The 14710-nt window shown below is 42.2% G+C and carries 12 protein-coding genes; 8 read left to right on the forward strand and 4 right to left on the reverse strand.

Translation table 11 applies throughout. From position 1 onward, the window contains the following. Window positions 1-80 precede the first annotated feature (80 nt). Window positions 81-803: a 2,3,4,5-tetrahydropyridine-2,6-dicarboxylate N-acetyltransferase gene (gene dapD, locus EV213_RS03640; protein ID WP_133579131.1), complete on the forward strand. Its 723-nt coding sequence runs from the start codon at window positions 81-83 to the stop codon at window positions 801-803. A gap of 86 nt (window positions 804-889) precedes the next feature. Next, on the forward strand, window positions 890-2008 hold the full coding sequence (locus tag EV213_RS03645) for an N-acetyldiaminopimelate deacetylase (RefSeq protein ID WP_133579132.1): 1119 nt from the start codon (window positions 890-892) through the stop codon (window positions 2006-2008). A gap of 809 nt (window positions 2009-2817) precedes the next feature. Here EV213_RS03645 and EV213_RS03650 read toward each other — a convergent pair. Next, entirely contained in the window at window positions 2818-3669 is an 852-nt protein-coding gene (locus tag EV213_RS03650; RefSeq protein ID WP_133579133.1) for a mechanosensitive ion channel family protein, read from the reverse strand. A gap of 244 nt (window positions 3670-3913) precedes the next feature. Between EV213_RS03650 and EV213_RS03655 the strand changes: the two genes are divergently transcribed. The 4 genes from EV213_RS03655 to EV213_RS03670 all read left to right on the forward strand — a co-directional run bounded on the left by EV213_RS03655 (window position 3914) and on the right by EV213_RS03670 (window position 9380). Next, window positions 3914-4456 (forward strand): peroxiredoxin, encoded by a 543-nt coding sequence (locus tag EV213_RS03655; RefSeq protein WP_133579134.1) that lies wholly within the window; start codon window positions 3914-3916, stop codon window positions 4454-4456. 402 nt (window positions 4457-4858) lie between these two features. Further along, window positions 4859-6616 carry an ABC transporter ATP-binding protein gene (locus tag EV213_RS03660; RefSeq protein WP_133579135.1) on the forward strand — a complete coding sequence of 586 codons (1758 nt, stop codon included), beginning with the start codon at window positions 4859-4861 and terminating at the stop codon, window positions 6614-6616. Between the two features lie 11 nt (window positions 6617-6627). Further along, the gene (locus EV213_RS03665; protein ID WP_133579136.1) at window positions 6628-8451 is read left to right on the forward strand and encodes an ABC transporter ATP-binding protein; all 1824 of its coding nucleotides are present in this window, start codon (window positions 6628-6630) and stop codon (window positions 8449-8451) included. Window positions 8452-8711: 260 nt separating this feature from the next. Next, entirely contained in the window at window positions 8712-9380 is a 669-nt protein-coding gene (locus EV213_RS03670) for a potassium channel family protein (protein WP_133579137.1), read from the forward strand. A gap of 271 nt (window positions 9381-9651) precedes the next feature. Here the strand turns inward: EV213_RS03670 and rnjA are convergent, their stop codons facing one another. Continuing rightward, window positions 9652-11319, reverse strand: a complete 1668-nt coding sequence (gene rnjA, locus EV213_RS03675; protein WP_133579138.1) for a ribonuclease J1 — start codon at window positions 11317-11319, stop codon at window positions 9652-9654. Between the two features lie 3 nt (window positions 11320-11322). Next, window positions 11323-11532 carry a DNA-dependent RNA polymerase subunit epsilon gene (locus EV213_RS03680; RefSeq protein ID WP_133579139.1) on the reverse strand — a complete coding sequence of 70 codons (210 nt, stop codon included), beginning with the start codon at window positions 11530-11532 and terminating at the stop codon, window positions 11323-11325. A gap of 365 nt (window positions 11533-11897) precedes the next feature. Between EV213_RS03680 and EV213_RS03685 the strand changes: the two genes are divergently transcribed. Continuing rightward, complete coding sequence (locus EV213_RS03685; protein ID WP_133579140.1) at window positions 11898-12674, forward strand: Cof-type HAD-IIB family hydrolase; 777 nt, start codon at window positions 11898-11900, stop codon at window positions 12672-12674. A gap of 40 nt (window positions 12675-12714) precedes the next feature. Here the strand turns inward: EV213_RS03685 and def are convergent, their stop codons facing one another. Beyond that, window positions 12715-13269: a peptide deformylase gene (def, locus tag EV213_RS03690; protein ID WP_133579141.1), complete on the reverse strand. Its 555-nt coding sequence runs from the start codon at window positions 13267-13269 to the stop codon at window positions 12715-12717. 150 nt (window positions 13270-13419) lie between these two features. On the opposite strand from def, the gene EV213_RS03695 reads away from it, so the two are divergent. Beyond that, window positions 13420-14139: a YkyA family protein gene (locus EV213_RS03695; protein ID WP_133579142.1), complete on the forward strand. Its 720-nt coding sequence runs from the start codon at window positions 13420-13422 to the stop codon at window positions 14137-14139. Window positions 14140-14710: the final 571 nt, after the last annotated feature.

Here is a 14710-nt window from a genome sequence, read left to right on the forward strand (position 1 = left end):
TACGATGAAACAGAGGACATGGATTGCGTATTCCGTTATGCTCTGTTACATTAAAGGAAATATGTAAGGAGGAACGTCAAATGAAACAAATGGACGCCAATGAAATCATTCAATTTATTCAAAACAGCGAAAAGGAAACTCCTGTAAAAGTACATATAAAAGGGGATATCGAAAACATTTCCTTTGGTGAACACACGAAAACATTTATTACTGGAAATACGGGAGTCTTGTTTGGTGAATGGTCAGAGATCTCAGTTGCTATTAAAGCAAACGAGGCAGCCATTGAAGATTACGTTGTTGAAAACGATCGTCGTAACTCTGCCATTCCATTGCTAGATTTAAAGCATATCCATGCACGTATTGAGCCAGGTGCCGTCATTCGTGATCAAGTTGAAATTGGTGACAATGCCGTCATTATGATGGGTGCCCTAATCAATATTGGTTCGGTTATAGGAGAAGGCACAATGATTGACATGAACGTTACACTTGGTGGACGTGCAACGGTCGGGAAGAATTGTCACATTGGAGCAGGAGCTGTTCTTGCTGGTGTGATTGAGCCTCCATCTGCCAAGCCTGTTGTTGTAGAAGACGATGTGCTTGTCGGAGCAAATGCTGTTATTTTAGAAGGCGTAACCGTCGGGAAAGGCGCCGTCGTGGCTGCAGGGGCTGTCGTTACAGAGGATGTCCCACCAGACACTGTCGTCGCAGGGATCCCTGCTCGTGTGATTAAGAAAATTGATGACAGCACACGCTCAAAAACAGAAATTAAACAGGAGCTTCGTAATCTTAAGAAAGATAACTAAGGAAATCCACCCACTCGACAATTTGCAGAGTGGGTGTTTTTTTACCTGGGATTAACCAAAAGAATCATAGAAAGTGGGAGCTCTAAATGACATTTAATGCGATCCAAGTAAGGCGTGACCTTCATCAAATTCCCGAACTTGGCTTCAAAGAGTATAAAACACAGCGCTACCTTTTAGACATAATAGAAGCACTGCCACAAGAGCGAATTGAAGTGGAGATGTGGCGGACTGGTATTCTAGTGAAGGTGAATGGCACATCACCAAACGGAAGGTGTATTGGCTACCGTGCAGATATGGATGGCCTGCCCATCGAGGAAGAAACAGGGCTACCCTTTGCTTCAACTCATTCAGGGCAAATGCATGCGTGTGGTCATGATATGCATATGACCATTGCGTTAGGCCTGCTGACTAAAGTTGTCAATCAGCCGATAGGAGACACAATGCTCTTTTTATTTCAGCCCGCTGAAGAGGGCCCAGGAGGAGCAGCACCTATGATGGCATCAGATGCATTCCGGCGCTGGCTGCCTGAAGAAATTTACGCATTGCATATTGCTCCGCAGTTTCCAGTAGGCACTGTCGCCTTAAAATCAGGACTGCTTTTTGCGAATACATCTGAGCTTTTTATTACCCTAAAGGGAAAAGGTGGCCATGCTGCATATCCACATCAAACGCATGACATGGTTGTTGCCGCATCGTATTTAATTACCCAACTGCAAACGGTTGTTTCACGTAGAGTCGACCCAATGGACCACGCAGTTCTAAGCATCGGAAAACTCCAGGCTGGCAATGTTCAAAACGTGATCGCAGAAACAGCACGAATTGAAGGCACGATGAGAACAATGTCTCCTGAGGCAATGGACGCTTTCAAAAAAGAGGTCGAGGGTCATGTGAAAGCGATTGAACTTGCTTTCCACTGCCAAGCGACCATTGATTTTGGTGCCAATTACTATCAGGTAGAAAATAATGATGAGGTGGCCACTACCCTTATACGCCATTTTAAACAATCTACAACACTGAGGTTTTTAGAATGCGAGGCTGCAATGACTGGTGAGGATTTTGGCTATATGACAAAAGAAATCCCAGGTTGTTTGTTTTGGCTCGGAGTTGGTCCTACCGAAGGACTTCATTCATCGAAGATCATTCCTGACGAAGCAGCACTGGATCTAGCCATACAAGAATTATATAGGTACTTTTCATCTAAGTGACTTAACTTTCGCACCTTAATTTCCACTTAGATATAGATGGGTAAAAGCTGCGATTCAATGTTATGGTTATTTTTTATACAAGCTGCCATAAGCACGTTTTTACCCTAAAGGGCATAAGGGCAACACCGATTCGAAAGGACCTCATCGTGATCTTTGCCGCGGGCGAACTGCTAGTGATCGCTCGTGATTAGAAGATTACTTTTTGCACCTTCTGAATCGTTTGTTCTTTAACAGATTTAATTGGAGTCGACACTCAATTGCTAGGATAGGCAGACATAAAGGATTAACGACACCATTAATCGTTGCGAAAGGAACAAACGTTGCTCAAGTCAATCCCGACTTTCGGGTAAGAGTCACATAATTTGAAAAAAATAAAAATTTACCATAATTTTCTCCAATATACGTGTCCAATAAAAAACAAAACCAATTTACGCAGAAACAACCATCAGCGTAGTCAAAATACGTAGACTCCTACGGGAACAGCGCGAGCTGAAGATCTCCTAGGAAAGCTCGCTTTCCTAGGAAGCTGAAGCCGTGCCCGTGGAAAGCGAAGTATTTTGACGAAGCGGTCGTGTTTTCTTACATCTTAAAGGGCATAAGGGCAACATCGACTCAAAAGTACTGTCGTCGTGTTTCTTTGCAGCTTGAGTATCACTAGTGACTGCTTTTGATTTGTTAACAATTTTTCCATGCTTCGGTATGGCTTTTAAAAAACACCTTAGAGTTGAAGATGGTTTTTCCGCTGCGAAAGTTGAGTAAATGAAAATGAAAAAGAAAGAAGAGCAGTCAATTGACCGCTCTTCTCCTTTTTAAATATCAGCTTTTTTTTCCATATATACTTGATGTGGGTAGGGGATTTCAATGCCATTTACATCAAGAGCTTCTTTAAGTCGCTTTCGAAGCGTGCGTTCGCCTGCCCACTGCATCCCATTCTCGGTTTTCCCGATCACTCGCAAGACAATTTCAGAGGCACCGAGGCTTTGCACGCCAATCACATTAGGGCCATCCTTAAAGGAGGAATCCTCCGCTGAGACTTTGTCACAAACCTCCTGTATAACACTTAAAGCCCGGTCAATGTCGTCGTCATAGGAAATGCCGATATCAACCATAGCGCGCATATTGCCTCGAGAATGGTTGCTCACGGTTGTGATTTCACGGTTAGGAATAAAGTGCAATGTACCATCAAAGCCACGAATTTGTGTCGTCCGTAATCCAACTTCCTCAACAACACCATCCAGGCCTCCAACCGTTACATAATCATCTACGTCAATTTGCTTTTCTAGTAAGACGAAAAATCCTGTGACAACATCGCTAACAAGACCTTGCGCCCCGAAACCTATGGCTAGTCCAACGACACCAGCTCCCGCAATTATGGATGTCACAGACACCCCTAGATTTGAAAGTGCTGTAACAACCGTGAAAAAGATTAGCGCATAGGAAAACACATTAATACTTAATTTCTCCAATGTGCGTATCCGACCTGCATTGACGGTATTCTTTTTCTGGTACTTCTCAAATGCTGAACCAATTAGTTTTTTCCCTAACGCACGAATAATGAAAAAGAGTACGATGATAAGTACGAGTTTTAGGGCAATGAGCCCAGCTTGACTAATGAGCCGGGTAAGTACTTCATTGCTCCAGTTGAAATTTCCTTCTCCCATAGCAGTCCCTCCAATTTAGTTCTTTCAATTGTAGAAGTGTAGCATAAATGCATGTCGAAAAAAAGCAAGATGCAAGGCGGAATGTGTGTGAAAATCGACAGGATAGGGTAAAATGGATGTAGTCGTTGCTGAGTGATTTTAATAGATTACATTTATTCTAATATAACATTGACTTTAATTCTCATTTAGCATATACTATGTATTGAATGATCTTAGAATCAAAAACTTTTAGGAGGGTTTACATATGGCAGAACGTATGGTTGCAAAACAAGCACCACGCTTTGAAATGGAAGCTGTATTACCGAACAAGGAATTTGGCAAAGTAAGTCTTGAAGAAAATATGAAAAATGATAAATGGACAGTGCTTTTCTTCTATCCAATGGACTTCACATTTGTTTGTCCAACTGAAATTACATCATTATCTGATCGTCATGATGAGTTTGATGACCTAGATGCAAATGTCATTGGAGTATCCACTGATACGATCCACACGCACTTGGCGTGGATTAATACAGACCGTGACGACAATGGTCTTGGTGATCTGAATTATTCACTTGCAGCGGATACGAACCATCAGGTGGCTCGTGATTATGGCGTCCTTATTGAAGAAGAAGGAATTGCACTTCGTGGACTATTCATTATTTCTCCAGAAGGTGAACTTCAGTATTCAGTTGTGAACCACAACAATATTGGTCGTGATGTTGAGGAAACGTTGCGTGTCCTTCAAGCACTTCAAACTGGCGGTCTGTGCCCTGCGAACTGGAAGCCAGGTCAAGCAACACTTTAAACATTAATGAATCGATTGAATAAAAGATTTAACAGAGGCTGCTCAATAAAGAGCAGCCTCTTCAATTTGCATTATTGATAACGTTCTCATTTGACGATATACGGCACTTTTTAAAAAAAATAGTTTTGTGTAAAAAATCAAAAAAACCCCTTGACCTATGAAATAAAACGTGTAATATAACTAAGACCACAACTTTTAAATACCCTACAAATCGATTTTTTTGCCTAATGAGGCACTTAAATGAATAAATGCAAAGGGAGAGAATTCCGATGTAAGATGTGTGGACCCTCTATGAAGAAGGGAAGACTCCGGCCATCATTGAGGATATGTATGTGAAATTGCTTCGGAACTCAAAATATTTAGCCTGTAAACTATTTACTGGCTGAAAGCGAGGTTATCCCTGTGGACACGTTTAGGCGTTTGAAGGAATTCTACTGGCCACATAAGCGTTATTTTTTTTGGTCACTCTTTGCACTGCTGTTTGTAACAAGCATTACGGTTGCTTATCCCATCGTCCTTCAAATTACCATTGATGAGGTCATTAGAAAGGGAAGGATGGACCTTGTGCCTTACTTGGCAAGTGGTTTTTTCCTCCTCATGGTCATCAAAGCTTTTGCTGGCTATTTCAATCAATACTACGGTGAGTTGTTTGGGATTCGTTCGGTGTATTCAATAAGAGAAGCATTGTATGAAAAGCTACAATTTCTGTCCTTCCGTTATTATGACAATGCGAGGACCGGAGATTTGATGTCACGTTTAACTCAAGATGTGGAAGCCTTTCGTTTTTTCTTATCCTTTGGCGCTTCTCAAGTGCTAAACTTTTTACTGCTTATTGGGATTTCGCTATCTGTGATGTTCTATTACTCAGTGCCACTTGCATTGACGACGATGGCTTTTATGCCTTTCCTAGCGATTGTCGTGTATCGATTTGACCGGAGTGTGCATCCTGCCTTCCGTCATGTACGTAAATCACTGGCGAAATTGAACACAAACATTCAAGAAAATGTGAGCGGAATAAACACTGTGAAATCACTATCTCGTGAGGATTTTGAAATCAACAAATTTACTACAGCTAATACGGACTATAGAGAACGTAACCTGTTTACAACGGACATATGGGCAAGATTCTTCCCTTTAATGGAGCTGATTGGACAAATTAGCGTCGTCGTTTTGTTGGCATTTGGCGGCTATCTCGTCATGAATGGCTCAATGGAACTTGGGCAGCTTGTCGCTTTTTTCAGCCTCGTATGGTACATTCTCGGTCCTTTAATGAACTTAGGATTTATTATTAACACGTTTTCCCAATCCAAAGCCTCTGGTGAAAGACTCTCACAAATTCTTGACCAGGATAACGAAATTGAGAATCCGGAGAACCCTGTAGAGACTAACGATCTAAAAGGGAAAGTGGTCTTTGACAATGTGAGCTTGCAGTACACGAAAGACGATGACCACGCTATAAAGAATGTGAGCTTTCAAGTGGAGCCAGGTAGTACAATTGGGCTTTTAGGGGCAACTGGCTCAGGGAAAACGACGATTCCACAGCTATTGGCGAGGTTTTACGAGCGGAGCGAGGGGAGCATCACTTTTGATGACATCCCGATAGAAAACTTTGCTCTAAATACCCTACGCAGAAATGTTGGTTTTGTGTTGCAAGAAACCTTTTTGTTCTCCTCGTCTATCAAAGCGAATATTGCCTATGGAAATCCTGAGGCGGAAATGGACGACATCATAGCAGCGGCAAAATCTGCGCAGGCTCATGAGTTTATTATGGAAATGCCAGATGGCTATGACACCATCCTTGGTGAACGTGGCATGGGTCTTTCTGGTGGTCAGAAGCAACGTATTGCGATTGCAAGAGCCTTGTTGATTAATCCTGCGGTCTTAATATTGGACGATGCGACGAGTGCTGTTGATATGCAAACCGAAGCAAAAATTCAAAAAGCGCTAGAGCATGTGATGGAAGGTCGAACCACATTTATCATTGCGCATCGTATTTCTTCCCTGCAACATGCGGAGGAGATTCTTGTAATGGATCAAGGCGACGTTGTGGAGCGGGGAACACACGCTGAGCTTATTGCAAAAGCCGATGGGGCATACAGACGTGTGTACGATATTCAATACAAAGATCGACAAGCTGTATTGCAAACCCATACTGGGTAGGGGGACTTCCAATGGCCATAAACAAATCATCAAATGCACCTTCGAAACATCTGCAACGTTTTTATTATTCTCAAGACGAAATCATTGAAAAGCCGTTTAACTGGAAGCAAATGCTCCGGCTATTCACGTACATGAAACCTTACTCCAAATCATTGCTTCCTAAAGCGATCATCGCCGTTTTGATCTCCACGATCATTCGGCTTATCATCCCATTGTTTACAGGGGTGCTTGCGATCGACTACGCAATTGGAGGCGGCAATTACTCTGCGTTGATGTGGATCGTCGCTGCCGTCGCCGTTTTGTATATCATCGCCTATTTTGCAAATGTGTTACGGATGAGATGGATGAACAGACTCGGACAGCATGTCATCTATGATTTACGACACCATTTGTTTTCTCACGTTGAGCGGCTGAGTCATAATTTCTTTGACAAACGTTCGGCTGGATCGATCCTTGTACGTATTTTAAATGATGTAAACTCACTGCAGGACTTGTTTACAAATGGAGTCATCAACTTAATGATGGACTTTATTATGCTGCTAGGGATCGTTATTATCCTGTTCTCATTGTCACCGGAATTCGCTATTGCTGTGGTTATCATTTTGCCAATTATGTTTTTTGTATCGACCAAGCTGCGCCGAAACATTCGCCGGGCATGGCAGGGTGTACGGTTAAAGCAATCAAAGCTCAATTCGCATTTAAATGAAAGCATCCAAGGCATTCGCGTGACCCAAGCCTACACGCAAGAAAAGCAAAACATGGAGTTTTTCGAAGGCGTCAATACCGAAACCTATGGTGCGTGGCAAAACGCGACGCAAAAAAACGCCTTTTTCCGTCCCGTAGTGGAAATGTCCAATGCCGTTGGAACTGTCATTCTCATTGTCTATGGGACATACTTGTATTCAACGGGTTCAATTTCAACTGGAGATCTCGTTTCCTTTGCCTTTTTCCTCGGGATGTTTTGGGAGCCAATCTCGCGACTAGGTCAAGTGTACAATCAGTTGCTTGTTGGTATGGCGTCTTCAGAGCGGATTTTTGAATTTCTCGATGAAAAACCAAATGTGCCTGAAAACGAACACGCAGTCGCCATTGACATGAAGGGCAGAATCGATTTTGAAAATGTTGAGTTTGCGTACGATGAAAAACGCAAAGCGCTAGATAACATTTCAATTCATGCCACTCCAGGTGAAACACTTGCACTGGTCGGTCATACAGGGTCTGGTAAAACAACGATCGCCAGCTTAATCAGTCGTTTTTACGATGCAACAGCAGGCAGTGTGAAAATTGATGGAATTGATGTTAAAGACATTGAATTACAAAGCTTGCGTACACAAATTAGCATTGTCCTTCAAGACACGTTTATCTTTTCAGGGACCATTATGGAAAACATTCGTTTTGGAAACCCCAATGCATCAGACGATGAAGTGATTGATGCGGCGAAGAAAATTGGCGCTGACGGCTTTATTTCACGTATGGCTGATGGGTATCATACTGAAGTAGAGGAAAGAGGAAACATTCTCTCAGCAGGGGAGCGTCAATTGCTGTCCTTTGCGAGAGCTCTCCTTGCAAATCCTCGTATCATCATTCTTGATGAAGCGACAGCAAGCATTGATACCGAGACTGAAATGAGGATTCAGGAAGCGTTAAAAACACTCTTGAAGGGACGGACGGCAATCATTATTGCACACCGTCTCTCTACGATTCGCGAAGCCGACCAAATTATCGTCTTGGATCACGGGCATTTAATGGAGCGTGGCAATCATGATGCACTAATGACGCATCGTGGCATCTACTTCAACTTAGTGCGCTCACAGTTCCAGGCAAGCGAAGCGTAATTTATATGTCCCGGTAATGCGTATGATGGAGTGAACAAAGAAAAAAATCCGAACGCCTACTTGAATTTCGTAGAGCCGTTCGGATTTTTTCAATATAGCTTATCTAAAGAATAGCTTTAACACTACATTGCAATTGGACCCAACACAAATTTGTTTAGACATTCCTTTCTATCTAAAGCGAAATAGTTTGCTCCTTGCTTTTTAATTGCATTTTCTCCATACTAAGTGTACAAATTACATCTAAATGAAGGTGTCAGTAAATGAAAAAACAATTTGCAGTGATTGGACTAGGTCGATTTGGAGGTAGCATTTGCAGAACACTGAGTAAACAGGGTATGGAAGTGATGGCCATCGATATGGATGAAGATCGAATTGATGAGTATGCTTCTATTGCCTCACATGCGGTTATTTGCGACTCCACAGATGAAAAAGCACTTAAAAGTTTAGGGTTGCGGAACTTTGATCATGTCATTGTAGCGATTGGCGACAATATTCAAGCAAGCATTTTGACAACAATTATGTTAAAGGAGCTTGGCGTCGATAAAATAACGGTTAAGGCACAAAACGATTACCACGAGAAAGTGCTCAATAAAATCGGGGCGGACAAGGTCGTTCATCCTGAGCGGGATATGGGGCGGCGCATTGCGCACCATGTCGTGTCAAACAACGTTCTCGACTACTTGGAGATCTCTGATGAGCATTCCATTGTAGAAGTTCGAGCGAGTGAGAAAATGGTAGGGTCAACCCTTCAAGAGTTAGATATTCGAGCAAAGTACGGAATCAATATTGTGGCCTTTCGTCGAAATGGCGAAATTATGGTGTCCCCTCCAGCAGGTGCCGATATTCAACCTGACGACATTATGATTGTTATTGGTGCAGATAAGGACATTAGTCGCTTTGAACAGCATTTGATTAATAATGAAATATAAGAGGCTGGGACAAACGTATTGATATAACAGGTAAATTTCCCCCATCAAGAAATCAAAAAAATCCGAACGACTACGAAATGTCAGTTATCATTTCATAGTACAGATTGGATTTTCTTTTCTGCAGGAAAGAAAAAGTTAGGTCTTTGACACTTACAGCGAGAACACGACGAGAGGCACTTTTGCCCAGTCTTTTTTAAAAAGCTCAAATCAAAGATTGACGAAAAAAACAGCCAAAATGGGCGAAAGCCCATCGTTGGCTGTTTTTTGGTATTTAGACCTCCATGATAATAGGGAGGATCATCGGACGACGTTTCGTTTTTTCATAAAGGAATGGAGCGAGTGTATCTGTAATCTCGTTTTTAATCTCCGACCACTGGGACGTGCGACGCTCCATCACTTTGTTTAAGTGTTTAGAAATGAGCGTTTGTGCATCATTGATTAAATCACCGGATTCCCTCATGTACACAAAACCTCTTGAAATAAGATCAGGTCCAGCAGAAATTTTAAATTCTTTCATGTTGATGCTAACGACAACGATCACAAGACCTTCTTCAGACAAAATCCGACGGTCTCGCAATACGATGTTCCCGATATCACCGACACCATTTCCATCGACGTATACTGAGCCAGACGGAATTTTACCGCCAACTTCAGCTTGTTCTTTCCCAAGTGCTAATACTTCACCGATGTCCATAATAAAACAATGGTCACTTGGTATACCGCACTCTTGTGCGAGCTTTGTGTGCATTTTCATCATGCGATACTCACCATGGATAGGCAAAAAGTATTTAGGCTTCATGAGTCGAAGCATGAGCTTTTGTTCCTGTTGTCCACCATGTCCAGATGTATGAATATCATTTAGTGGACCATGAATAACATCTGCACCTGCGCGGTAAAGCATATCGATAATACGCGATACAGAAATAGTGTTGCCAGGAATCGGGGAGGATGAAAAGACGACCGTATCCCCTGGGATGATTTGAATTTGACGATGAGTCCCATTTGCAATTCTTGATAGAGCAGCCATCGGTTCACCTTGGCTTCCGGTACAAAGAATAACTATTTTATCTGCCTGAAGACGATTAATTTGTTGAGGCTCAATAAATGTATTCTTTGGTGCGCGAATGTATCCAAGCTCTTGACCAATGGCGATGGCACCTTCCATGCTACGACCAAACACAGCTACTTTACGGCCAGTTTGAACAGCTGCTTCAACAACTTGCTGCAAACGGTGAATGTTTGAAGCGAAGGTTGCGAAAATAATCCGACCTTCGACCTTTCGGAAGATGTCATGGATGCTATCGCCAACGCGTCGCTCAGACATGGTGAAGTCTGGCACCTCAGCATTTGTTGAATCAGAAAGCAAGCAAAGTACGCCTTCCTTTCCAATCTCAGCCATTTTTGTTAAGTTGGCAGGTTCTCCAACAGGTGTAAAATCAAATTTAAAGTCACCTGTATGAACAATGTTGCCTGGAGGTGTTTTTACGACGACACCGTAAGAATCTGGGATACTATGCGTCGTGCGATAAAATGCGACGCTCGTTTTACGGAACTTAATCACATCGTCCTCGCTAATAATATTTAGCTTGGCTTTTCTTAGCAAACCGTGTTCTTCAAGCTTGTTTTTAATGAGACCAATGGCCAACTTGCCTGCATAAATAGGCACATTAATTTCGCGAAGAAGGTAAGGAATACCTCCGATGTGATCTTCGTGGCCATGTGTTACAAATAGCCCTTTGATCTTTTCTTTGTTTTTTACAACATAAGTGAAGTCCGGAATGACATAGTCTATGCCGAGTAGCTCGTCCTCCGGAAATTTAATCCCCGCGTCAATCAAAATAATTTCATCTTGGAATTGAACACCGTACATGTTTTTGCCGATTTCACCGAGTCCCCCAAGAGCAAAGACTGCAGTTTGGTCATTTTTTACCGATTTCATAGGTTACAGTTTCTCCACTTGGTAAGATTCGCTTTGTTGTTCATATTCCAGGTGATTCGGGGTTAAAGCCTGGACATATTCAATGTTATAATTTCTCTCGGCTAGTTTTTTGCGCACTACGCGCTCTGACTGTTCGTCAACGTACATTGTTTTCGTACTTTCACGAATCAATGCTTCTTCTTTAGTAGGCTGATAAAGCACTTTAAATATCATCTTTGTTCTCTCTCCTTACGTCTCATAATCGTCTATATTCTATTATATAGGATTTGCGATGATTTTTCATGTATTTTAATGCATTGGTTGTTGAAGAGAGAAAGAAGCTTACTATGCGAGGGTTTTTTTACGCAATAAATCTTTCCATCTTCGTCTGATTTTTCGTTTCAATTGTTTCAACATGACCATCATCTCCTTTCAGACAGGATCTTATACTCCTATCGGTTGACCGGCAGAAAATAGAGTAGTTAACTATAGTATATGGCAAAAACCCTTTTCCATGTGGTTCCCTTTAGAAGAATTCAGTATTTTTAGTCCGGTGCACAGACGAAAAAACGATACCTCAGCGTAAAAAGGAGAAAATTATGAGCAAAATTGTCTTTTTTGATATTGATGGAACTTTATTGAACGAAAAGAAACTCTTGCCACCAGAAACGAAAAAGGCCATCCTCTCGTTATCCGAAAAAGGTATTTACACGGGCATTGCAACGGGCAGGGGGCCTTTTATGTACGAGGCTTTAAGAGAAGAATTAGGCATTAATACGTTTATTAGCTACAACGGGCAATACGTTGTATTCGAAGACAACGTAATTTACAAAGCACCGTTCTCTCAACCAACATTGGCGGAGATTGAAGCACTAGCAGAAAAAAATGGGCACGCGTATGTTCATATGAGTCATGAGAAAATGGTGGCGTCTGAAAAAGCGAACCGTAAAATAGACGAAAGCTTTGCGACACTTCATTTTGAACATCCACCTTATGATCGAACCTTTGCCAAGACCAATGAAATCTATCAAGTCTTGCTTTTTTGTGAAGAAGGGGAAGAGGCGGCTTATCAGGATCAGGACTCGTTGGAAGAGGTGCGCTTTATTCGCTGGCACAAATACTCGACAGATATTGTTCCGGCAAAAGGGTCAAAAGCCATTGGCATTCAACAGGTGATGCAAGAATTAGGCGTTCACCAATCAGAGGTGGTTGCCTTTGGTGACGGGTTGAATGATGTGGAAATGTTAGAGTTTGTCGGCTGTGGCATCGCAATGGGGAATGCTACCAAGGAGGTTCAGCAGAAAGCGGATTATGTCACGCGAAATGTTGAAGATGGCGGCATTGTTCATGGGCTAAAGCATATTGGACTTCTCTAAAAATACCCTCCCGGCAATCTTCTTTGCCGGGAGGGTATTTCTAACGGTCCGCAGGAATCGCACCTTCAGGAACTTCAAATGGCTGCTCTTGGTCGATGTGGTCATAAAACATGACCCCGTTCAAATGGTCGATTTCATGCTGGAAAACAATAGCTGGGAAACCGCGCAAACGCAGTTTTACCTCTTTGCCATTCAAATCAAAGCCTTTGACGGTAATTCGAGCATGTCTAAGCACATTTCCTGGCACTTCTCGGTCAACGGAAAGGCAACCCTCACCGCCCGGTAAATAACTTTTTTCTACGGAATGACTAATGATTCTTGGATTAAACAAACCGTATTCAACGTCACGGTCTTTGTCATCGACACACAAAACGGCAATCATTTGTTTCTCGACGCCAAGTTGAGGTGCAGCAAGTCCGACACCAGGGCGTAAACCAAGCGACTCTGCCAACTCTTCATCTTGAGAATTGGTGAGGAACTCTTGCATGTCTTTCATTAACGCTTTCTCCTCCGCGCTAGGAGGTATTGATACAGCTTCAGCTTTATTACGAAGCGAAGGATGGCCTTCGCGGACAATATGTTCCATCGTAATCATTCAAACACCCCCAAAAAAACGTTACATTATCCAAATAAGTTTACCATAAAGCATGAAGAGCCTGCACGTCGAAAATGATGTAGACTATTCCTCGTGATGATGGCATATGTTACGATATAAAAAAGAGATTTAGTTGAAAGGGAGTTAGAAATGAAGTCTGTACTACGCACGATCGGCTTTGCTGTGATCCTCTTCACACTTTCTGCGTGCAGTTTTGGGGCATCAACTGCCGAAGAAATGTACGAGCATTTGGAGAAAGCTCTAGAGTTAGAGGCGGAGTTTCAAGAGCAACAGGAGCCACTAGTCGAACTTGAGAAAGAAGAACACAAGATTTATGAAGAGATGATTACCTTAACCACTGAGCAAATGGATCAAATTAACGCCCTTTCAGAAGAGGCCCTTGCTACAATTAATGAAAGAGAAGAGCGACTTCAAAAAGAACAAGCGAGCATTCAAGCGTCACAGGAAGAGTTTAAAAAAGTAGAAGCGTTGGTTGCCGATCTTGAGGAAGAGAACGTTCAACAATCTGCTGAAGAATTAGTCACTACTATGGAAGAACGATATTCTACATACCAACTGTTAAATGAAGCGTACACAAAAGCCATCGCACTTGAGAAAGAAATGTACACAATGGTCACAGATGAGAACATGACAATGGAGCAGTTCACAGAACAGGTTGAAAAAATCAATACGGCCTATGAGGACGTCTCTAAAGCCAATAAAACGTTCAATGACCTCACGAATAAATACAATACGTTAAAGCCAGCATTTTATGAGCAGGCAGGATTAGATATCGTTTTCGAAGGCAATGACACCGAAGTTGATGGCGCGTCAGACAATGAGTCGGAAGGACAAGAAGACGCATCCTAAATCTTATGATCAAGAATTTGGGACAGGCCTACCTAAGAATCAATTAAAATAAAGAATCCGGACGACGACGAAATTTCACTTGAAATTTCGTCGTATCGTTCGGATTTTTCTATATCTAAAGGACTCAACTTTCGTTTCAAATTTCGGGGACACTCTTAGATATAGATGAGTAAACCTGCAATTCATTGTTGTGGTTGGTTTTATACAAGCTGCCATACGCTCGCTTTTCCACCCTAAAGGGTACAAGTGCAACATCGACTCGAAAAGACCTCGTCGTTTTCTTTGCCGCTGGAGTCTCGCTAGTGGCTGCTTTTAAATGCTACTCTTTTTTTCTCGCTCAGGCAGGGCTTAAAAAAATTTTGTTATGGTATTTACTCAGTCCAGCTAATTTCATGTGCTGATGGATTCTTAGCATTAGATATGAAATTCCATTTCTTTGGAGGTATAAGGTACTGGACCTCCTTGGTATCTTCACTTTACTAAACTTTAGTATGCTTGTTGCGGAAATGCTCAATGTTCTTCGTTGTATGCATTACGTGGAATCGTCTCACTATGCGTTCTTGTTTTCCAT

It is taken from the genome of Aureibacillus halotolerans, from assembly GCF_004363045.1.
Taxonomy (GTDB): Bacteria; Bacillota; Bacilli; order Bacillales; family DSM-28697; genus Aureibacillus; species Aureibacillus halotolerans.

Excerpts from the sequence above, each read along its gene's own strand:
- dapD (WP_133579131.1), top strand. The coding sequence starts at position 81 with ATGAAACAAATGGACGCCAATGAAATCATTCAATTTATTCAAAACAGC.
- EV213_RS03645 (WP_133579132.1), top strand. The coding sequence starts at position 890 with ATGACATTTAATGCGATCCAAGTAAGGCGTGACCTTCATCAAATTCCC.
- EV213_RS03650 (WP_133579133.1), bottom strand. The coding sequence starts at position 3,669 with ATGGGAGAAGGAAATTTCAACTGGAGCAATGAAGTACTTACCCGGCTC.
- EV213_RS03655 (WP_133579134.1), top strand. The coding sequence starts at position 3,914 with ATGGCAGAACGTATGGTTGCAAAACAAGCACCACGCTTTGAAATGGAA.
- EV213_RS03665 (WP_133579136.1), top strand. The coding sequence starts at position 6,628 with ATGGCCATAAACAAATCATCAAATGCACCTTCGAAACATCTGCAACGT.
- EV213_RS03670 (WP_133579137.1), top strand. The coding sequence starts at position 8,712 with ATGAAAAAACAATTTGCAGTGATTGGACTAGGTCGATTTGGAGGTAGC.
- rnjA (WP_133579138.1), bottom strand. The coding sequence starts at position 11,319 with ATGAAATCGGTAAAAAATGACCAAACTGCAGTCTTTGCTCTTGGGGGA.
- EV213_RS03680 (WP_133579139.1), bottom strand. The coding sequence starts at position 11,532 with ATGATATTTAAAGTGCTTTATCAGCCTACTAAAGAAGAAGCATTGATT.
- EV213_RS03685 (WP_133579140.1), top strand. The coding sequence starts at position 11,898 with ATGAGCAAAATTGTCTTTTTTGATATTGATGGAACTTTATTGAACGAA.
- def (WP_133579141.1), bottom strand. The coding sequence starts at position 13,269 with ATGATTACGATGGAACATATTGTCCGCGAAGGCCATCCTTCGCTTCGT.
- EV213_RS03695 (WP_133579142.1), top strand. The coding sequence starts at position 13,420 with ATGAAGTCTGTACTACGCACGATCGGCTTTGCTGTGATCCTCTTCACA.